Here is a 19,779-nt window from a genome sequence, read left to right on the forward strand (position 1 = left end):
TACCGTCGGGGGTTACTTGCCCGGGACGCGGATGATCAACGCGTCGCCCTGGCCGCCGCCGCCGCACAGCGCGGCCGCGCCCGTACCGCCGCCGCGGCGCTTGAGCTCCAGCGCCAGGTGCAGGACGAGGCGGGCGCCGGACATCCCGATGGGGTGACCGAGCGCGATGGCGCCGCCGTTGACGTTGACCTTGTCCGAGGTGACGCCGAGGTCCTTCATGGACTGGACGGCGACCGCCGCGAACGCCTCGTTGATCTCGATCAGGTCGAGGTCGTCGACGCTCAGGCCGTCCTTCTTCAGAGCGTGCCGGATGGCGTTGGAGGGCTGTGACTGGAGGGAGTTGTCGGGGCCCGCGACGTTGCCGTGGGCCCCGATCTCGGCGATCCACTCCAGGCCCAGCTCCTCGGCCCTGGCCCTGCTCATGACGACGAGTGCAGCGGCCCCGTCGGAGATCTGCGAGGCGGTGCCCGCGGTGATCGTGCCGTCCTCGGCGAAGGCCGGGCGCAGCTTGCCGAGGGACTCGGCGGTGGTCTCGGGGCGGATGCCCTCGTCCTGGGCGAAGAGGACCGGCTCGCCCTTGCGCTGCGGGATCTCGACCGGGGTGATCTCGGCGTCGAAGAGACCGCTCTCGCGGGCGGCGGCGGCCCGCTGGTGGGACAGCGCGCCGATCTCGTCCTGGACGGCGCGGTCGATCCCGAGGCGGCCGTTGTGCTTCTCGGTGGACTCGCCCATGGGGATGTTCTCGTAGGCGTCGGTGAGACCGTCGTACGCCATCGAGTCCAGCATCTCGATCGCGCCGTACTTGTGGCCCGCGCGGGATCCCGGGAGCAGGTGCGGGGCGTTGGTCATGGACTCCTGGCCGCCCGCGACGATCACGTCGAACTCTCCGGCGCGGATGAGCTGGTCGGCCAGGGCGACGGCGTCCAGCCCGGACAGGCACACCTTGTTGACCGTGAGCGCGGGCACGTCCATGGGGATGCCGGCCTTGACGGCGGCCTGCCGGGCGGGGATCTGGCCGGCGCCCGCCTGGAGCACCTGGCCCATGATCACGTACTGGACCTGGTCGCCGCCGATGCCCGCCCGGTCCAGGGCGGCCCGGATCGCCACCGCGCCGAGGTCGGCGGCGGAGAAGCCCTTGAGGGAGCCCAGGAGGCGGCCCATGGGCGTCCGGGCGCCCGCGACGATCACTGAGGTGGTGGTACCGGTCGTTGCTGGCATGGGCGGCGCCCCTTGGGGTCGGATGTGAACGAGGGTTTACCTGAATGTACTGAGCGGTACGGCGCCCGTCATCCGGCTGCCGGTGTGATCGCGCGCACGTCGCGTAACCGTGGCGGGACACAGGGCGCGCAGCCATGCTGGCTCCATGCTGACGCGCATCGACCACATCGGGATCGCCTGCTTCGACCTGGACACGACGGTGGAGTTCTACCGTGCCACGTACGGATTCGAGGTGTTCCACAGCGAGATCAACGAGGAGCAGGGCGTCCGGGAGGCCATGCTGCGGATCAACGGGACCTCGGACGGCGGGGCCTCCTACCTCCAGCTGCTGGAGCCGACCCGGGAAGACTCCGCCGTGGGCAAGTGGCTGGCGAAGAACGGCGAGGGTGTCCACCACATCGCCTTCGGTACCGCGGACGTCGACGGGGACGCCGCGGACATCCGGGAGAAGGGGGTCCGGGTGCTGTACGACGAGCCCAGGACGGGTTCGATGGGTTCCCGGATCACGTTCCTGCACCCCAAGGACTGCCACGGCGTCCTCACCGAACTGGTCACGAGCCGGGCGGAGCACTGACCTCCGGATACCTGGCCCGGTAGAGTGGGCGGCTCCGGGCCGGGGCAGGGCCGGGGCCGTACCGCGTCCTCGTCGTTTGTCTGTCACCATTCCCCGGGGACCGCTCGCGCGCGAGCGGTGCTCGTTGCGACCAGGGTTGGGGTCTTCCCTGCTCAAGGGGGGTGTCCCCCGCTCCATGGGGCCTCCCCTGCTCGAACGACGTTGAGAGCTTGGGGAAGAAGTTGAGACCCCGGGGAAGAAGTTGAGAGCTCGGGGAAGGATGGGACCGCGCAGTGCGGGGCTACGAACGCCAGGAGAGCCACCGAGCTGAAGACGACCATCTCTCGCGGTTCGAAGCCGAGATGGACCGGCTGAAGACCGACCGGGAGAAGGCCGTCCAGCACGCCGAGGACCTCGGTTACCAGGTCGAGGTCTTGCGCGCCAAGCTGCACGAGGCCCGGCGCAATCTCGCCTCCCGTCCCGCCTACGACAGCGCGGACATCGGCTACCAGGCCGAGCAGATGCTGCGGAACGCGCAGGTCCAGGCCGAGCAGATGCGCAGCGACGCCGAGCGCGAGCTGCGCGAGGCGCGGGCCCAGACCCAGCGCATCCTCCAGGAGCACGCCGAGCACCAGGCGCGTCTCCAGGCGGAGTTGCACACCGAGGCCGTCCAGCGCAGGCAGCGGCTCGACCAGGAGCTGGCCGAGCGGCGCCAGACCGTCGAGTCGCACGTCAACGAGAACGTGGCCTGGGCCGAGCAGCTGCGGGCCCGCACCGAGGCGCAGGCCCGCCGGCTCATGGACGAGTCCCGGGCCGAGGCCGAGCAGGCGCTGACCGCCGCCCGGGGCGAGGCCGCCCGGCTGGCCGAGGAGACCCGCCAGCGGGTCGGCTCGGACACCGAGGCGGCCCGGGGCGAGGCCGAGGCGATCCTGCTGCGCGCCCGCAAGGACGCCGAGCGGCTGCTGGGGGCCGCCTCCGCGCAGGCCCAGGAGGCCACCAGCCACGCGGAGCAGCTGCGTTCCAGCACGAGCGCCGAGACCGACCAGGCCCGCCAGCGGACGGCCGAGCTGAGCCGCACCGCCGAGCAGCGCCTCGCGGAGGCCGAGACCCGGCTGCGGGAATCCCGGCTGGAGTCCGAGAAGGTCCTCGCCGAGGCGAAGGAGGCGGCCGCCAAGCAGCTGGCCGCCGCCGAGTCGCAGAACGAGCAGCGCACCCGTACGGCCAAGTCGGAGATCGCCCGGCTGGTCGGGGAGGCCACCAAGACCGCCGAGACCCTCAAGGAGGAGGCCGAGCAGGCCCTCGCGGACGCCCGTGCCGAGGCCGAACGGCTGACCGCCGAGGCGGCCGAGAAGGCCGGTACGGCGGCCGCCGAGGACGCCGCGGCCCAGCTCGCGAAGGCCGCCCGCAGCGCCGAGGAGGTGCTGACCAAGGCCTCCGAGGACGCGGAGTCGACCACGAGGGCGGCGCGCGAGGAGGCCGAGCGCATCCGCCGGGAGGCGGAGGCCGAGGCGGACCGGCTGCGCGGCGAGGCGGCCGAGCAGGCCGACGAGCTGAAGGGCGCGGCCAAGGACGACACCAAGGAGTACCGGGCCAAGACGGTCGAGCTCCAGGAGGAGGCCCGGCGGCTGCGCGGCGAGGCCGAGCAGCTGCGCTCCGAGGCGGTCGCCGAGGGCGAGCGCATCCGGGGCGAGGCCCGCCGCGAGGCGGTCCAGCAGCTGGAAGAGGGCGCCCGCACCGCCGAGGAGCTGCTGACCCAGGCCCGTTCCGACGCCGACGAGCTGCGGACCAAGGCGAACGGCGAGAGCGAACGCGTCCGCGCCGAGGCCGCCGAGCGGGGCGCGGCCCTGCGCAAGCAGGCCGAGGAGGCTCTGGAGCGCACCCGCGCCGAGGCCGACAAGCTGCGGGCCGAGGCCGAGGAGCAGGCGGCGGCGACCACGGCGGCGGCCGAGCGGGCCGCGGCCGAGCTGCGCGAGGAGACCGAGCGCGGTGTGACCGCCCGGCAGGCCGAGGCCGCCGACGAGCTGACCCGGCTGCACACCGAGGCCGAGTCCAGGCTCGCGGCCGCCGAGGAGGCGCTGGGCGAGGCGCGGACGGAGGCGGAGCGCGTCCGCCGCGAGGCGGCCGAGGAGACCGAGCGGCAGCGGACGGAGACCGCCGAGCGGGTCCGGAACCTGACCGAGCAGGCCGAGGCGGAGGCGGAGCGGCTGCGCGACGAGGCCGCCGCGGACGCCTCGCAGTCCCGTGCCGAGGGCGAGAACATCGCCGTACGGCTGCGCGGTGAGGCCGCCGCCGAGGCGGAGCGGTTGAAGACCGAGGCGCGGGAGAGCGCCGACCGGGTGCGGGCCGAGGCGGCCGCGGCCGCCGAGCGGGTCGGCGCGGAGGCCGCGGAGGCGCTGGAGGCCGCCCAGGAGGAGGCCACGCGCCGCCGCCGGGAGGCCGAGGAGATCCTGGGCGCCGCCCGTACGGAGGCGGAGCAGGAGCGCGAGCGGGCCCGCGAGCAGAGCGAGGAGCTGCTGGCCTCCGCCCGCAAGCGGGTCGAGGAGGCCCAGGCCGAGGCGCAGCGGCTGGTCGAGGAGGCGGACACCCGGGCCGGCGAGCTGGTCGCGGCGGCGGAGCAGACCGCCCAGCAGGTACGGGACTCCGTCTCCGGGCTCCAGGAGCAGGCCGAGGAGGAGATCGCCGGGCTGCGCCAGGCCGCCGAGCACGCGGCGGAGCGCACCCGCGGCGAGGCGCAGGAGGAGGCGGACCGGGTCCGCTCCGACGCGCACGCCGAGCGGGACCGCGCCTCCGAGGACGCGAGCCGCCTGCGGCAGGAGGCGAACGAGGAGGCCGCCCGGCTCCGGCAGGAGGCGCACGGGGAGGCCGAGGCGGCGAAGGCGCTGGCCGAGCGGACGTTGGGCGAGGCGATCACCGAGTCCGAGCGGCTGCGCGCGGACAGCTCCGAGTACAGCCAGCGGATGCGTACGGAGGCCTCCGACGCGCTCGCGTCGGCGGAGCAGGACGCCTCCAAGGCGAGGGCCGAGGCCCGTCAGGACGCCAACCGCATCCGTTCGGAGGCGGCCGCCCAGGCCGATCTGCTGGTCCGGGAGTCGACGGCCGAGAGCGAGCGGGTGCGGACCGAGGCGGACCGGGCGGCCGAGGCGCTCGTCGTCGAGGCCACCACGGAGGCCAACCGCCGCCGGGCGGAGTCCACCGAGCAGGCGGACCGGACGCTGACCGAGGCGAGCGCCGAGGCGGAGCGGCTGCGCACCGAGGCGGCCGAGCGGCTCGGCTCCGCGCAGGAGCACGCGGCCCGTACCCACGAGGAGTCGGCACGGCTGCGTACGGAGGCGGAGTCGGCGGCCGAGGAGCTGCGTTCGGAGGCCCGCCAGGAGGCGGACCGGGTGCTGGACGAGGCCCGCGAGGCGGCCGCCAAGCGCCGGGCGGACGCGGCCGAGCAGGCGGACCAGCTCATCAACAAGGCGCGGGAAGAGGCGCTGCGTGCGGCGACCGAGGCCGAGGCGCAGGCCGACACGATGGTCGGCGCGGCCCGCAAGGAGGCCGGGCGGATCACCTCGGAGGCGACCGTCGAGGGCAACGGCCTGGTGGAGCGCGCCCGCACCGACGCCGACGAACTGCTGGTCGGCGCCCGGCGCGACGCGACCCAGATCCGGGAGCGCGCCGAGGCGCAGCGGACCCGGCTGGAGAACGAGATCGAGGAGCTGCACGAGCGGGCCCGCCGTGAGACGTCGGAGCAGATGAAGACTGCGGGCGAGCGCGTCGACAACCTGATGAAGGTGGCGACCGAGCAGCGCGAGGAGGCCGAGACGAAGGCCAAGGCGCTGCTGTCGGAGGCCAGTTCGGAGGCGAGCAAGGTCCGGATCGCCGCGGTGAAGCGGGCCGAGGCGCTGCTGAAGGAGGCCGAGACCAAGAAGGCCGGGCTGGTCCGCGAGGCGGAGAAGCTGCGGGCCGACGCGGAGGCCGAGGCCCGGCAGACGGTCGACGAGGGCCGGCGCGAGCTGGATGTACTGGTGCGCAGACGCGAGGACATCAATGCGGAGATCTCCCGTGTCCAGGACGTGCTGGAAGCGTTGGAGTCTTTCGAGGCTCCGACCGGGGGCGGGAAACCGGCGGGCGGCTCCGCGGGAGGCGGCAAGGCTCCGGCGGCGGCGGGCAGCCGGTCGGGGGGCAAGCCGTCCGAGCGGTAGATCTGTCCGGCAGCGATCTACGGGGGCCGTAACTCGTCATGGACATTCAACCCTTCGAGTGGCAAGCACTCCGGGGGTCAGCCACTCAAAAGGGGTGTCATTCTCCAGATCAAACCGGCATCTTCACGCTGACACGCCGTTATGGCCCCTAGGATTCCCCCTATCACCTCACCGGTCTCATTCGACAGGAACCCCATGAGCGACCCCTCTTCCCCCTTCGGCTTCGAGCTCGTGCGACGTGGTTACGACCGCGGTCAGGTGGACGACCGCATTACCAAGCTCGTCGCCGACCGTGACAGTGCTCTGGCCCGCATCACCTCTCTGGAAAAGCGCATCGAGGAACTGCACCTCGAAACGCAGAACGCCCAGGCCCAGGTCAACGACGCGGAGCCGTCGTACGCCGGCCTCGGCGCACGCGTCGAGAAGATCCTCCGCCTCGCCGAGGAGGAGGCGAAGGACCTGCGCGAGGAGGCCCGCCGCGCGGCCGAGCAGCACCGCGAGCTCGCCGAGTCGGCCGCCCAGCAGGTGCGCAACGACGCCGAGTCGTTCGCCGCCGAGCGCAAGGCGAAGGCCGAGGACGAGGGCGTCCGGATCGTCGAGAAGGCGCAGGGCGAGGCCAACACCCTGCGCTCGGACGCCCAGAAGGACGCCCAGCAGAAGCGCGAGGAGGCCGACGCCCTCTTCGAGGAGACCCGCGCCAAGGCCGCCCAGGCCGCGGCCGACTTCGAGACGAACCTCGCCAAGCGCCGCGAGCAGTCGGAGCGCGACCTGGCGTCCCGTCAGGCCAAGGCCGAGAAGCGCCTCGCCGAGATCGAGCACCGCGCCGAGCAGCTCCGCCTGGAGGCCGAGAAGCTCCGTACCGACGCCGAGCGCCGGGCCCGTCAGACGGTGGAGACCGCGCAGCGCCAGGCCGAGGACATCGTCGCCGACGCCAACGCCAAGGCGGACCGGATCCGCAGCGAATCGGAGCGCGAGCTGGCGGCGCTCACCAACCGCCGCGACTCCATCAACGCGCAGCTGACCAACGTCCGCGAGATGCTGGCGACGCTGACCGGTGCCGCGGTGGCCGCCGCCGGCACCCCGGCCGAGGACGAGCCCGCTCCCCGCGGCGTCCCGGCCCAGCAGACCCGCTGACGTCTGTCGCACGACCCGTCAGTGCCCCGTGTGCGCCCGGTTCCGCCTTTGTGGTGGCGCCGGGCGCTCAGGCGTTCTAGCGTGAGCGCATGATCGAGCTCGAGGGACTTACCAAGCGGTACGGCAGCAAGGTCGCCGTCGACCGGCTGACGTGTCAGGTCAGGCCGGGCATCGTGACCGGCTTTCTGGGCCCCAACGGGGCGGGCAAGTCCACCACGATGCGGATGATGCTCGATCTCGACAATCCCACCAGCGGCTCGGTGCGCATCGACGGCAAGCACTACCGCGAGCTCCAGGAGCCGTTGAAGTACATCGGGGCCCTGCTCGACGCGAAGGCGATGAACGGCGGCCGCAGCGCGTACAACAACCTGCTGTGCCTGGCGCAGAGCAACCGCATCCCGCGCGGCCGGGTCGACGAGGTGCTCGACATGGTCGGGCTGACCGCCGTGGCGAAGAAGAAGTCCAAGGGCTTCTCCCTCGGGATGGGTCAGCGGCTCGGGATCGCGTCGGCGCTGCTCGGCGACCCCGAGATCCTGATGTTCGACGAGCCGGTCAACGGACTGGACCCCGAGGGCATCCACTGGATCCGCAACCTGATGAAGGCGCTCGCCGCCGAGGGGCGGACGATCTTCGTCTCGTCCCACCTGATGAGCGAGATGGCCCTCACCGCCGACCATCTGATCGTGATCGGCCAGGGAAGGCTGCTCGCGGACACCTCGATGGCGGACTTCATCCAGGAGAACTCCCGCAGCTATGTCCGGCTGCGCTCGCCCCAGCAGGAGCGGCTGCGCGACGTGCTCCACCAGGGGGGCTTCACCGCGGTCGAGGCGACGGGCGGGGTGCTGGAGATCGACGGCGCGACCACCGAGGAGCTGGGCGAGCTGGCGGCCCGGCACCAGGTGGTCCTGCACGAGCTGAGCGCTCAGCGGGCCTCGCTGGAGGAGGCGTTCATGCAGATGACGGCCGGTTCCGTGGAGTACCACGCCCACTCCGAGCGGGATCCGGCCGCCGCGGCGCCGCCTCCCGCGGTGGGCGAGGGCTGGGGCGAGAACTGGAACAAGCCGGGCAGCACCGGCAACGAGGGGGCGTGACGACGATGGCATCGGTACCCGCGGTTCTCACCTCGGAGTGGACCAAGATCCGGTCGGTCTCCTCGACCACTTGGACGCTCGTCTGCGCGTTCGGCGTCACGGCCGCCATGGGGCTGGGCGTGAGCGCCCTGGTGAACTCCACCTACGACGACCTCTCCGAGGCCGACCGGCTCACCTTCGACCCGACGCTCATCAGCTTCTCCGGGACGGTCCTCGGCCAGCTCGCCATGATCGTGTTCGGGGTGCTCGTCGTCGGCACGGAGTACAGCTCCGGGATGATCCGGACCTCGCTGGCGGCCGTGCCGCAGCGCGGGACGCTCCTCTTCAGCAAGATCACCGTGGCCGGGGTCCTGGCCCTGGTGGTCGGCCTGCTCACCAGCTTCGTCTCGTTCTTCCTCGGCCAGGCCGTGCTGGGCGACCGGGGTACCGACCTCGGAGCGGAGAACGTGCTGCGCGCGGTCGTCGGCGCCGGGCTCTACATGGGGCTGATCGCGATCTTCTCCATGGGCGTCGCGGCGATGCTGCGCAGCTCGATGCTGTCGCTGGGCATCCTGATCCCGTTCTTCCTGCTGATCTCGAACATCCTGATCGCGGTGCCGTACGCCAAGGACGTCATCCGCTACTTCCCCGACCAGGCCGGATCGCGGATCATGCAGGTCGTCCCGGACGCGATGGGCAGCGACACGGCGCCCTACGGGCCGTGGGCCGGGCTCGGCATCATGGTGCTGTGGGTCCTGGCCGCGCTGCTCGGCGGCTATCTGGTCCTGAAGAACCGGGACGCGTGACGGCCCGCTCGCACGCTGTGCGGAACTTGGCCGGAACCGTCAGCGCCTGGTTATCCTCCTAACTCCTACGGGGGTGCGCGGCCGGGCGGCCCGAGCCCCGATGACCGAGTGAGTCGATGGGGCTGGAGAATGATCGAGGCAGTCGGGCTGACCAAGCGCTACGGCGCGAAGACGGCCGTGGACGACCTTTCCTTCCAGGTGCGGCCGGGCGCCGTCACCGGCTTTCTCGGTCCCAACGGGTCGGGCAAGTCGACGACCATGCGCATGGTCCTCGGTCTGGACCGCCCCACCGCCGGGCACGTCACGATCTGCGGCCACCCCTACCGCGACCTGCCGAACGCGCCGCGCCAGGTGGGCGCGCTGCTGGACGCCAAGGCCGTGCACGGGGGCCGCACCGCCCGCAACCACCTGCTGTCCCTGGCCCAGCTCGCGGGCATCCCCGCGGCCCGGGTCGACGAGGTGCTGGGCGTCGTCGGGCTGCGGGACGTCGCCAAGCGGCGCTCCAGCGGCTTCTCGCTCGGGATGGGCCAGCGGCTGGGAATCGCGGCCGCGCTGCTGGGCGATCCGCAGGTGCTGCTCTTCGACGAACCGGTCAACGGTCTCGACCCGGAGGGCATCCACTGGGTCCGCAACCTGATGAAGATGCTGGCCGCCGAGGGGCGCACGGTCTTCGTCTCGTCCCATCTGATGAGCGAGATGGCGCTCACCGCCGACCATCTGATCGTGATCGGGCGCGGCAGGCTGCTGTCCGACATGAGCGTCAAGGACTTCATCTCGGCCAACTCCGCCGACTTCGCCCGGGTGCGGGTGTCCTCGGACGCCCCTCAGGCGCGCGAGAAGCTGACGGCCTCGCTCATCGAGGCGGGCGGCCGGGTCATGTCGGAGCCGGACGGGGCGCTGCGGGTCACCGGGCTGACGCTGCCGGGGATCAGCGACGTGGCGCACGCCGGCGACGTGCGGCTGTGGGAGCTGTCCCCGCACCAGGCCTCCCTGGAGGAGGCGTACATGCGGCTGACGCAGGGCGTCGTGGACTACCGCTCCACGGACGACGCCAGGGCGGGCCTCCTCGAGCCCGAGCCGCAGCCGGACCCGTACGGGGACTTCGCGCGCGGCTACGGGGCCGCGCCCGGCCCCCCGGCCCCGCAGCCGGTGGAGGTCCCGCAGGACGGCTGGTACGCCCCGCCGCCGCCCGGCCGGAACCCGTACGCGACGCCCACCGGCCCAGGCGCGCCGGGGCCGGTGCCCCCCGCGGCGGCCGCCGAGCCCCCTCCCGCCGCCCCGGTCGTACAGCCGACCAGCGAGGACCCCCGATGACGACGTCCGCCCACCGGCAGCAGCCGCCGGGCCCCGGCCCGGTGGCGTCCTACACCTCGCCGATCCCGATCCGCCCCGCGACGTTCTCCGACGCGATCGCCTCGGAGTGGACGAAGATCCGCTCGGTGCGCTCGACGGTCTGGACGCTGGGCGTGCTGATCGTGCTGATGCTGACGATCGGGGTGGGCGCCGCCCTGCTGATGTCCTCCGCCGAGACGGAGCTGGCCGGTGAGCCGGTCCTGAGCCTCGGCTTCTTCGGGGTGCTGCTGGGCTCGATCTGCGTGATCACCCTGGGCGTGCTGACCATCGGCTCGGAGTACGGCACGGGCATGATCCGCGCGACGCTGACGGCGTGCCCGAGCCGGGGGCGGGTGCTGGCGGCGAAGTCGGCCGTCTTCTCCGCGCTGACCTTCGTGGTCACGACGGTGACCGCCGCGGTCGTCGCGTGGTTCCAGCTGCTGATCCTGGACGTGGCGATGCCCTCGGCCGACCTGTGGCTGCGCTCCACCGCCGGGGTCGGGCTGTTCATGGCGCTGCTCGGTCTGCTGTCCGTGGGCGTCGGCGCGATCGTCCGGCACACGGCGGGCTCCGTCACGATCATGATCGGCGTGGTGCTGCTGCCCCTGGTGGTGTCCCTGTTCATGTTCGCCGACAGCCTGCGGACCCTTCAGCGCTTCCTGGTCGACTACTCGGTCCCCAGCCAGCTCAGCTCCCTGTACGGCGTGACCATGACCTCGACCGGTCCGTCCGGGTGGACCCCGGTGACGCTGATGGCGGGTCTGGCCGCCGTGGCGCTGGGCGGGGCGTATCTGGCGCTCAGCCGGCGCGACGTCTGAGGCGGGCCCGGCGGTGGGCTCAGTGGCGTGGCGCGTTCCTGGACCGCTGCACCCGGGTGGTGCGGCGGTCCTTCGCGTTCCAGCACGCCTTGTGCCAGTGCCTGCGGTCGTCGATCCCGCCGAACTCGGGCCAGGCCACCAGGTGCGGGACGCCGGAGGGGATCTCCTGGTCGCAGCCGGGGCAGCGGTAGCGCTTGCCCTGGGCGCTCGCGCCGCTGACCGGGCGCACCGACCAGTCCTCCCCCTGCCAGCTCTCGGTGGCCCCTCCCCCGCCGTACCGTCCGGGCGCCGTGCCGGGCCGGTCGTCGGGACTCTCGCCGCCACGGGGGCGGTTGCGGCGCGGGGACACGGGACACCTCACGAGGGCGGGAACGGGGACGGTGGTTCCCACCCTAGGGTGTCCGGCCGATGCCCGGCGCGTCTGGCCGGACGGCCTCCGCCGCGCAGTGGGGTGAGTTAGCGGAAAATCGCAACAACTTCCCGCTGGACCGTGCCTTTGGCACGTGTCAGACGTTGTTTCCCGTGGGGGACATACGCGTCGGCCGCAAGGAGGCAACACGCGATGCGCATCGGAACGTTCGTTCTGGCAGCCCAGTTCCCGGGCCAGGGGGCGGGTGAGGCCCTGCACCGGGCCGTCCGGTCCGCCGAGGCCGCGGAGGAGTCGGGGCTCGACTCCGTCTGGCTGGCCGAGCACCACTTCGTGCCGTACGGCGCCTGCCCCTCCGCCACCACGCTGGCCGCGCTGCTGCTGGGCCGTACGCACCGGATCCGGGTCGGCACGGCGGTCAGCGTGCTGCCCAGCCACCACCCGGTCGCGCTCGGCGAGCAGGCCGCGCTGCTGCATCTGACCAGCGGCGGCCGCTTCTCCCTGGGGGTGGGCCGGGGTGGGCCGTGGGTGGACCTGGAAGTCTTCGGCGGCGGCCTGGAGGCGTACGAGAACGGCTTCCCCGAGGCGCTGGGGCTGCTGCTGGACTGGCTGCGGGAGCCGCGGGTCGCGGGGCGCGGCGAGCGGTTCGGCTTCCGCGAGGTGGCCGTGGTGCCGCGCGCGGACGAGCTGCTGACCGGGCAGGACGAGGCGGCGGGCGGCGCGGGTCCCGAGGTCGTCGTGGCGTGCACCTCGCCGTCGAGCGTGCGGCTGGCGGCGCGCCGGGCGCTCCCGATGCTGCTGGGGATGCACTGCGGGGACGAGGAGAAGGCGGAGATGGTCGCCCTGTGGCGTACGGCCGCCCGGGAGGCGGGCCATCCGCCCGAGGTGGTGGCGGGGGCCGCACATGTGTCCGCCGGGGTGGTCCAGATCGCGGACCGTGCCGGGGACGCGGTGGAGACCCTGGTGAAGACGATGCCCGGGTGGCTCCGGCAGGGGCTGGACGCCCATGTCACGGTGGACGGCAGGCGCCGCGCGATGCGCGACCCTTTGGCGTACACGGAGTTGCTGTGCGGGCTGCATCCGGTGGGTACGCCGGAGCTGGCCGCCGACCGCCTCGCGGCCACCGCCGAGCGGACCGGCATCACCCGCTTCGCGCTCCTGGTGGAGGGGTCGGGGGATCTCGCGTCGACCGAGGAGAACGTCCGGCGGCTGGGCGCCGACGTGTTGCCGCTGCTCACCTGATCCGTGTGCGCGGGGGTGAGGACCTCGCGTGGAACGTGGTGCGGTGGTACGGGAGCTGCCGCCCCGGAGCCAGTTGCACCTCCCGCGGCCCGGAACGGCAGCAGAAGCGTTCAGCAGTCCCGTAGTTCGGGCGACTGGTTGAGCAACTGGCCCCTCACCGAAGTGAACTTGGCCAGTCGGTCGTCGACCGAGGCGTCCAGCGGGAACACCGCGACGCGGTGGCAGTTCTGGAATGCGAGACGCACTCCGAAGTGCCGCTGGAGCGCGCCGCGTATCGCATCACTCGCGAGCGCGCGCAGCAGCTGACCACGTGCCTGCTCGTCCGGCGGCGGCGTCTGGTTGTCGGCGAACTGTCCGCCGTCCACCTTCAGCTGAGCCACCAGCGAGCTGATCATCTCCCATGCGTAGGGCAGGGAGGTCCGGACGCAGTCGACGAAGTCGGCTTCGTCGACCTCGCCTCGCTCGGCCTGTTCCAACAGCGCCGGTGAGACGTCGAGCGACATGGGTTCTCCTCTCGCGACCCCGGGCAGTGGCCGGGGCCTTACGGGCAGGGAAGAAGGGCGACGACGCAGCGTGCACGGGCGGCGACCTCCTGTCTTCCACGGTAAGCGCGCGGTCGGGGCCGCACCAGGAGATTGGGAACACAACCGGCCACTGTCGAAGGTGCGCAAAGAGGGGCAAGCCCGCGCCGTCGCGACGCCGCGCGCACCGAGTGACAGGAGGCTACGGATGGGGAAATCGCGTCGGGCCCCGCTTGTCGAGTAGCGTTGCCGACCATGCGTCTCGTCATCGCCCGTTGCTCCGTGGACTACGCGGGCCGGCTCACAGCCCACCTGCCCTCCGCCCCCCGTCTGATCCTGGTGAAGGCGGACGGCAGTGTCTCCATCCACGCGGACGACCGCGCGTACAAACCGCTCAACTGGATGTCCCCGCCGTGCACCCTGAAGGAGGGCGTCGACGCCGAGGCGGGCGTGTGGACCGTGGTGAACAAGGCGGGCGAAAAACTGATCATCACGATGGAGGAAATCCTTCACGACTCCTCCTACGAGCTGGGCGTCGACCCGGGGCTCATCAAGGACGGCGTGGAGGCGCATCTCCAGGAGCTGCTGGCCGACCGGATCGAGATCCTGGGCGAGGGCCACACCCTGATCCGCCGTGAGTACCCGACCGCGATCGGCCCGGTGGACATCCTGTGCCGGGACGCGGACGGGCGGACGGTGGCCGTGGAGCTGAAGCGGCGCGGGGACATCGACGGCGTGGAGCAGCTGACCCGCTATCTGGAGCTGCTGAACCGCGATCCGCATCTGGCGCCGGTGCGGGGCGTCTTCGCGGCGCAGGAGATCAAGCCGCAGGCCCGGGTGCTGGCGACGGACCGGGGCATCGCCTGCGTGGTCCTGGACTACGACGCGATGCGCGGCATCGAGGACGACAAGCTGCGGCTCTTCTAGCCGCCCGGCCTCCGTCCGTGTGTCCAGGGGTCTCCGGCGTACGGCCCGGAGCCTCCCACAACGCCCCGGGAGCGGTCAGACGGCCGTCGGGGTGGTGTCCGAGTCCGGCTCGGGGCCCGGGGCGCTCGCCGACTCCACCGGGCCGGTGGCGGAGGAGGAGTTCTCCGGCGGGGGCGGCGGCGGCTCCTCGGTGGGCGTCTCGGTGGGCGGGGTCGTCGGCGTCTCGGTCGGCGGAGTCGTCGGCGGGGAGGTGGGCGGCGTCGTCGGCGGCTTGGTGGGCCGGGTCGGCTTTCCGCTGGGTGACGGGTCGTCGGACGGGCTGCCGCTCCCGCTCTGTGTGGGCCCGCCCGTCGGGGAGGTGCCGTTGCTCGTGGAGGCGCTCGGGGACGGGGTGCCGGAGGTGCTGGGGCCGGGGGGTGCCGAGGAGCCGGGGCTCGCCGGGGCCTCGCCGCCGCTCTTCTCCCGGTCCGGCTCCGAGCCGTCCTGCGGTTCGTCGGCGGGCAGACCGTCGTCGGTGCCGTCCTCGGAGGCCGACTGCTCGGTGGTGACGTTGCGGCTGTCCGGTTCCTCGCTGCCCGAGGTGACGCCGAGGGTGACCACGGTGCCCAGCACCGCGATCAGCAGGGCGCCCGCTCCCGCGGCGGCCAGGTTGCGCCGGGCTCCGCCCACCAGTGCGCGTCCGCCGTTCCTGGACTGCGTGACGGGTCCGGGCGGCAGCGAGGAGACCAGGGTCGGGCGCGGGTCGGCGCCGTGGCCCTCCGGCCGGTCGGGCCGGGCGAACACCGCCGGGCCGGGGAAGCCGCCGGGCGGGGTCCCGGGGGTGTCCCGGCGCACGACGGGCGCCTCGTCCTCCGCGGGGGTGAGGCCGAGGGGGGCGAACTCGCCGGAGCGGTCCGCGACCAGGGCGAGCGCCCGGCGTCCGGCGACCGCCCCGGCCTTGTCGGCGAGCGCGCCGCGCATCCCGATCGAGGTCTCCAGCTCGGTCCGGGCCCGCTCCGGGTTGCCGGTGCAGAGCGCGAGGATGCCCAACTCGTGGTGGAAGTAGGCCTCCTCGGCGACCTCACCGGCGTTGCGCGCGGCCTCCTGGCCGATCCTGAGGGCCCGCTCCCAGGCGCCCCAGCCCAGGCCCGCGGCGAAGGCCGGGGCGGCGCCGCGGGCGAGCAGGACGGCAGCACTGGCCGCGCCCGCCTCGTCGCCGGGGACCAGCCGGCCCAGGGCGGCGATGATCCCGTCGGACTCGGCGACGGCCCGCTGCGGGGTGACCGAGGGGTGCGCGGTCCACCAGGCGTAGTGCTGGGCGGCGGTACGGGCGTGGGTGGCGGCCTCGTCCGCGTAGCCGCCCGCCTCCAGCTGGGCGAGGACCCCGGCGGCGAGGCGGTAGCGTGGTCCGGCCGGGGAGAGCAGCCCGCAGAGGGCGAGCTCGCCGAGCGCGGCGTCCGCGTGGGTGTCGCCCACCAGGGCCGGCAGATGCGCCTGGTGGGGCACCTCGCCGCCGAGGGCGACGGCGAAGCGCAGGGTGGCGCGGGCGGCCTCGCTGAGCCGGGAGGCCAGCAGCACGGCGGGCGCGGCGCCCTCCCCGAGGCTGGGCAGCGGCACGTCCAGGGCTTCCGCGGTGGGCGTCTCGGGGGCCGGAGGGGCGCCCTCCGCGCGTGGCTCGAAGTAGTCGTACTCGTCGAAGGCGGTGGGGTCCGCGCGCAGCCGGTCGCGCTGGCGCAGCAGCGCCCCGGCCTGGACGAAGCGGAGCGGCAGGCCCTCGGACTCGAACCAGAGGTCGCCCGCCCAGTTCCGCTCGTCCTCGGCGAGGGGGCGCTCGACGACCTGCTCCAGCAGCTCCAGCGAGGCGCCGCGGCCGAGGCCCGCGAGGAGGACCTCCTCCAGGTGGGCGTCCATGCCGGGGACAGCGCTCTCGGGGGCGGCGGCGAGCAGGAAGGCGCACTCGGGGGTGGCTTCCAGCAGTTCGTCCAGGGCGGCCCCGGCCACCTCCAGGTCGTCCACGGTGACGACCGCGCCGATGGACCGCACGAGCCGCAGCAGCTCCTCGCGGTCGGGGCGGTGCAACGGAGCACGGTAGACCGCGTCGAAGAGGGCGTGGAGCAGGTCGTTCGTGGTGCGTCCGCGGCCGTTCAGCCGGACGACGCCGTCGGGGGCGAGGTCGGCGCAGTCGGCGGCGACGGCGTCCAGCAGGGCGGTGCGGCCCGATCCGGCCTGGCCCGTCAGCCGTACGCTGCGGCCGCGCGCGAGCAGCCCGGCCAGGCGTCGGCGCTCCTCCTGACGCTCCAGCAGGGGCGGCCGCGGGGCGGGCGGGCCCGGTGGGACGGGGGGTGCGCCCGCGCGCTCGTGGTCGGCGCGCTCGGCGGGGGTGCGGCGGACGGGGGCGGCGGGCTCCGAGCCGGGCGGGCAGGCCTCGACCTCGCTGCCGTCGACGGGGTTGACCGTGACGAGCAGGTCCCCCGCGGTCAGCTGGACGACGCGCACCTGCTGCGGTGTCTGCTGGCCGAAGTCGGCGGCGGCGTCGCGTGACGGCCGCCGGTGGCCCGGGTCGCCGCCGGAGCGGTCGTGGCCCTGCCCGTGCTCATCGGGTGCCCGGTGTGTCGGGTCCATCGCTCAGTCTCCCAGACGCGTCGTGCGCGGTCGCCCCTCCGGCCTCACACGCCCCGCTGTCGCTTCCGGTCCGGTGTCCGCCATGGGTCTCGGTGTGGTTCGGCGGACGGCCGAACCTTAGACCTTGGCACAGTATCTACGAAGCGCCGGGGTGCCACGCCGTCCAGGACGTCACGTTCCGGTGAGGATTGCGTGAGTTCTGTGTCCGCTGTCCGCAACCGCCGGGTCTCAGACGCGCGGCAGCGCGTCGGCGGCGATCCCGCCCTCGATGGCGAGGATGCGGTGCAGCCGGGTGGCCACCAGGAGGCGCTGCATCTGCGGCGGCACGCCGCGCAGGACGAGGCGGCGTCCGGCCCGTCCGGCCCGGCGGTGGGCCCCCATGATGACGCCGAGTCCGGTGGCGTCCCAGGAGTCCAGCTCGGTCAGGTCCAGCACGAGGTCGCCGACGCCGTCGTCGACGGCCGAGTGCAGGACCGTACGGGCGTCCGCCGCGCTTCGGACGTCGAGGCGGCCCCCGACGACCAGCTCGGCGTGGTCGCCCCTGATATGCATATGCGCTCCCCGGGTCGTGGTCCGTCGAAGGTCGGTCTGTCTGTTCTTGTTGTCTGTCTCTTATGTCTCTGTCACAACTGACTGCCGCGGCGACAGGGAAGTTGCCGTCTGTAAGCGAACCGGTACGGAATTCACTCGGTGGAGTGATGCCGGATTTCCGGCGGAGGGTGGCCGCCGGATAAGGTCGCCGGTTTCCCCGGTCCGGACGGCGGTCGCGCGACGGGCCGGAGGTGCGGGAGAGGGTCAGTACGAGTAGAAGCCCTGCCCGCTCTTGCGCCCGATGTCACCTGCGTCGACCATCCGGCGCATCAGCTCCGGGGCGGCGAACTTCTCGTCCTGGGACTCGGTGTAGATGTTGCCCGTGGCGTGCAGCAGGATGTCGACGCCGGTGAGGTCGGCCGTGGCGAGCGGGCCCATGGCGTGGCCGAACCCGAGCTTGCAGGCGGTGTCGATGTCCTCGGCCGTCGCCACGCCCGACTCGTACAGCTTGGCGGCCTCGACGACGAGCGCCGAGATGAGCCGGGTGGTGACGAAGCCCGCCACGTCGCGGTTGACGACGATGCAGGTCTTGCCGACCGACTCGGCGAACTCCCGGGCGGTGGCCAGGGTTTCGTCGCTGGTCTTGTAGCCGCGCACCAGCTCGCAGAGCCGCATCATCGGGACCGGTGAGAAGAAGTGCACGCCGACGACGCGCTCCGGACGCTCCGTCACGGCCGCGATCTTGGTGATCGGGATGGCGGAGGTGTTGGAGGCCAGCACGGTGTTCTCGCCCACGACCTTGTCCAGGGCGCGGAAGATCTCGTGCTTGACCTCCAGCTTCTCGAAGACGGCCTCCACGACGACGTCCGCGTCCGCGACGGCGTCGAGGTCGGTGGTGGTGGTGATGCGGGCGAGCGCGGCCTCGGCGTCGGCGGCCTCCAGCTTGCCCTTGGAGACGAACTTGTCGTAGGAGGCGTTGATGCCGTCGCGGCCCCGGGTCAGCGCGGCGTCGGTGACATCCCGCAGCACGACGTCCCAGCCCGCCTGGGCGGAGACCTGCGCGATCCCGGACCCCATGAGTCCGGCCCCGATGACGGCGAGCTTCCTGGCCACGTTCGCACCCCTTGGTCTCTAGTTCGCCCGTGCGCACTTGTTCACGGCGGTTCACATGCTCTCCGGCGGAGGTTAGTACCCGTCGGGCGCGCTGGGGCGGTGAAGAGATGCGCGTCACGTCTCGAATGACGGACATCACACCGGGACGCGTCATTCGGCCGCCCGCCGCGCGCAGTTGAGGTCCGGGCGTCATTACGCTGACCCCATGGTCAATCTGACGCGCATCTACACCCGCACCGGCGACCAGGGCACGACGGCCCTCGGCGACATGAGCCGCACCGCCAAGACCGATCTGCGGATCGCGGCGTACGCGGACGCCAACGAGGCCAACGCGGCGATCGGCACGGCCATCGCATTGGGGCGGCTGCCCGAGGACATGGTGAAGGTCCTCGTACGCGTCCAGAACGACCTCTTCGACGTGGGCGCGGACCTCTCCACCCCGGTGGTCGAGGACCCGAAGTACCCGCCGCTGCGGGTCGAGCAGTCCTACGTCGACAAGCTGGAGGCGGACTGCGACCGCTTCCTGGAGGAGCTGGAGAAGCTGCGCAGCTTCATCCTTCCGGGCGGTACCCCGGGGGCGGCGCTGCTGCACCAGGCGTGCACGGTGGTCCGGCGCGCCGAGCGGTCCACCTGGGCGGCGCTGGAGGTGCACGGGGAGTCGATGAACGCCCTCGCCGCCACCTACCTCAACCGGCTCTCCGACCTCCTGTTCATCCTGGCGCGGAGCGCGAACAAGGAGGTCGGGGACGTGCTGTGGGTGCCGGGCGGCGAGCGTTAGGACCGGTCGGCCGGTTCGCGTTCCGGCACCGCGTCCTTGGGCGGCCGCTTGGGGAACAGCGTGTAGCTTCCGGCGATGATCAGGTTGATCCCGATCACGAGGCCCATCTTCTGCTGCCAGCTTCGCAGCGAGCTGATCGCCCCGTCCGGGCCGACGTACCAGATCGCCGCCTGGAGCAGCCCCAGCGCGACCACCGCGGCGAGGGTCCAGCGGGCGGCCGTGCGCCACTCGTGGATCGCGCGGGCCGTGCCGTACTTCGGCGGCTTCACCGGCGGCGGGCCCCCGAACCAGCGGTGGGCGACCCAGGCGTCGACCTTCTTGACGGTGTGGTGGCCGAGGCCCACCGTGAAGCCGATGTAGACGGCGGCCAGACCGTGCTTCCAGTCCGGCTCGGCCCCGTTCCTCAGGTCGATGGCGGTCACCACCAGCAGCACGACCTCCAGCAGCGGCTCGCACAGCAGCACGGCCGCGCCGAGCCGCGGTTTCCTCGCGACGTACCGCAGGGCCAGTCCGGCGGCCAGCAGCACCCAGAATGCGACCTCGCAGGCCACGATCAGCAGGGCGATCACGACGCTCTCCTC

General features: G+C 72.9%; 17 protein-coding genes. 10 read left to right on the top strand and 7 right to left on the bottom strand.

Annotation, left to right across the window (positions count from 1 at the left end):
• Positions 1 to 12: 12 nt before the first annotated feature.
• Positions 13 to 1,218: an acetyl-CoA C-acetyltransferase gene (locus ACIRRU_RS01575; RefSeq protein ID WP_403674779.1), complete on the bottom strand. Its 1,206-nt coding sequence runs from the start codon at positions 1,216 to 1,218 to the stop codon at positions 13 to 15.
• A gap of 145 nt (positions 1,219 to 1,363) precedes the next feature.
• Between ACIRRU_RS01575 and mce the strand changes: the two genes are divergently transcribed.
• From mce to ACIRRU_RS01610, 7 genes are all read left to right on the top strand, one after another.
• Positions 1,364 to 1,792 carry a methylmalonyl-CoA epimerase gene (mce, locus tag ACIRRU_RS01580; RefSeq protein ID WP_403674781.1) on the top strand — a complete coding sequence of 143 codons (429 nt, stop codon included), beginning with the start codon at positions 1,364 to 1,366 and terminating at the stop codon, positions 1,790 to 1,792.
• Between the two features lie 272 nt (positions 1,793 to 2,064).
• Entirely contained in the window at positions 2,065 to 5,958 is a 3,894-nt protein-coding gene (gene scy / locus ACIRRU_RS01585) for a polarized growth protein Scy (RefSeq protein WP_403674784.1), read from the top strand.
• A gap of 195 nt (positions 5,959 to 6,153) precedes the next feature.
• The gene (locus ACIRRU_RS01590) at positions 6,154 to 7,092 is read left to right on the top strand and encodes a cellulose-binding protein (protein WP_363200817.1); all 939 of its coding nucleotides are present in this window, start codon (positions 6,154 to 6,156) and stop codon (positions 7,090 to 7,092) included.
• Positions 7,093 to 7,181: 89 nt separating this feature from the next.
• Entirely contained in the window at positions 7,182 to 8,183 is a 1,002-nt protein-coding gene (locus tag ACIRRU_RS01595; RefSeq protein ID WP_403674787.1) for an ABC transporter ATP-binding protein, read from the top strand.
• A 5-nt stretch (positions 8,184 to 8,188) separates the two neighbouring features.
• Positions 8,189 to 8,968: an ABC transporter permease subunit gene (locus ACIRRU_RS01600; RefSeq protein WP_363200819.1), complete on the top strand. Its 780-nt coding sequence runs from the start codon at positions 8,189 to 8,191 to the stop codon at positions 8,966 to 8,968.
• 129 nt (positions 8,969 to 9,097) lie between these two features.
• A complete protein-coding gene (locus ACIRRU_RS01605; RefSeq protein WP_403674790.1) occupies positions 9,098 to 10,282 on the top strand; it encodes an ABC transporter ATP-binding protein in 1,185 nt (394 codons plus the stop codon).
• Positions 10,279 to 11,118: an ABC transporter permease gene (locus tag ACIRRU_RS01610; protein WP_403674792.1), complete on the top strand. Its 840-nt coding sequence runs from the start codon at positions 10,279 to 10,281 to the stop codon at positions 11,116 to 11,118. Before ACIRRU_RS01605 ends, ACIRRU_RS01610 begins: the two co-directional genes overlap by 4 nt.
• Positions 11,119 to 11,137: 19 nt before the next feature.
• Here ACIRRU_RS01610 and ACIRRU_RS01615 read toward each other — a convergent pair whose 3' ends face one another.
• Positions 11,138 to 11,467 carry an ATP/GTP-binding protein gene (locus ACIRRU_RS01615; RefSeq protein ID WP_363200822.1) on the bottom strand — a complete coding sequence of 110 codons (330 nt, stop codon included), beginning with the start codon at positions 11,465 to 11,467 and terminating at the stop codon, positions 11,138 to 11,140.
• A 213-nt stretch (positions 11,468 to 11,680) separates the two neighbouring features.
• Here ACIRRU_RS01615 and ACIRRU_RS01620 point away from each other — a divergent pair, with 213 nt between their 5' ends.
• On the top strand, positions 11,681 to 12,727 hold the full coding sequence (locus tag ACIRRU_RS01620; RefSeq protein WP_363200823.1) for an LLM class flavin-dependent oxidoreductase: 1,047 nt from the start codon (positions 11,681 to 11,683) through the stop codon (positions 12,725 to 12,727).
• A 110-nt stretch (positions 12,728 to 12,837) separates the two neighbouring features.
• On the opposite strand, the gene ACIRRU_RS01625 is transcribed toward ACIRRU_RS01620, so the two are convergent.
• Positions 12,838 to 13,230, bottom strand: a complete 393-nt coding sequence (locus ACIRRU_RS01625; protein ID WP_111338219.1) for an SCO5389 family protein — start codon at positions 13,228 to 13,230, stop codon at positions 12,838 to 12,840.
• Between the two features lie 273 nt (positions 13,231 to 13,503).
• Between ACIRRU_RS01625 and nucS the strand changes: the two genes are divergently transcribed.
• The gene (gene nucS / locus ACIRRU_RS01630; RefSeq protein ID WP_363200824.1) at positions 13,504 to 14,175 is read left to right on the top strand and encodes an endonuclease NucS; all 672 of its coding nucleotides are present in this window, start codon (positions 13,504 to 13,506) and stop codon (positions 14,173 to 14,175) included.
• A 75-nt stretch (positions 14,176 to 14,250) separates the two neighbouring features.
• Here nucS and ACIRRU_RS01635 read toward each other — a convergent pair whose 3' ends face one another.
• From ACIRRU_RS01635 to ACIRRU_RS01645, 3 genes are all read right to left on the bottom strand, one after another.
• Complete coding sequence (locus tag ACIRRU_RS01635; RefSeq protein WP_403674796.1) at positions 14,251 to 16,776, bottom strand: ATP-binding protein; 2,526 nt, start codon at positions 16,774 to 16,776, stop codon at positions 14,251 to 14,253.
• Between the two features lie 228 nt (positions 16,777 to 17,004).
• Positions 17,005 to 17,328 (bottom strand): STAS domain-containing protein, encoded by a 324-nt coding sequence (locus tag ACIRRU_RS01640; protein ID WP_363200826.1) that lies wholly within the window; start codon positions 17,326 to 17,328, stop codon positions 17,005 to 17,007.
• Between the two features lie 243 nt (positions 17,329 to 17,571).
• Positions 17,572 to 18,420, bottom strand: a complete 849-nt coding sequence (locus ACIRRU_RS01645; protein ID WP_363200827.1) for a 3-hydroxyacyl-CoA dehydrogenase family protein — start codon at positions 18,418 to 18,420, stop codon at positions 17,572 to 17,574.
• A gap of 205 nt (positions 18,421 to 18,625) precedes the next feature.
• Between ACIRRU_RS01645 and ACIRRU_RS01650 the strand changes: the two genes are divergently transcribed.
• Positions 18,626 to 19,198, top strand: coding sequence for a cob(I)yrinic acid a,c-diamide adenosyltransferase (locus ACIRRU_RS01650; protein WP_363200828.1), 573 nt, complete (start codon positions 18,626 to 18,628; stop codon positions 19,196 to 19,198).
• Here the strand turns inward: ACIRRU_RS01650 and ACIRRU_RS01655 are convergent.
• The gene (locus ACIRRU_RS01655) at positions 19,195 to 19,767 is read right to left on the bottom strand and encodes a hypothetical protein (RefSeq protein ID WP_403675597.1); all 573 of its coding nucleotides are present in this window, start codon (positions 19,765 to 19,767) and stop codon (positions 19,195 to 19,197) included. The two genes, ACIRRU_RS01650 and ACIRRU_RS01655, sit on opposite strands and share 4 nt — an antisense overlap.
• Positions 19,768 to 19,779 lie beyond the last annotated feature (12 nt).

This window comes from Streptomyces sp. NPDC101181 (genome assembly GCF_044767975.1).
Lineage (GTDB): Bacteria > Actinomycetota > Actinomycetes > Streptomycetales > Streptomycetaceae > Streptomyces.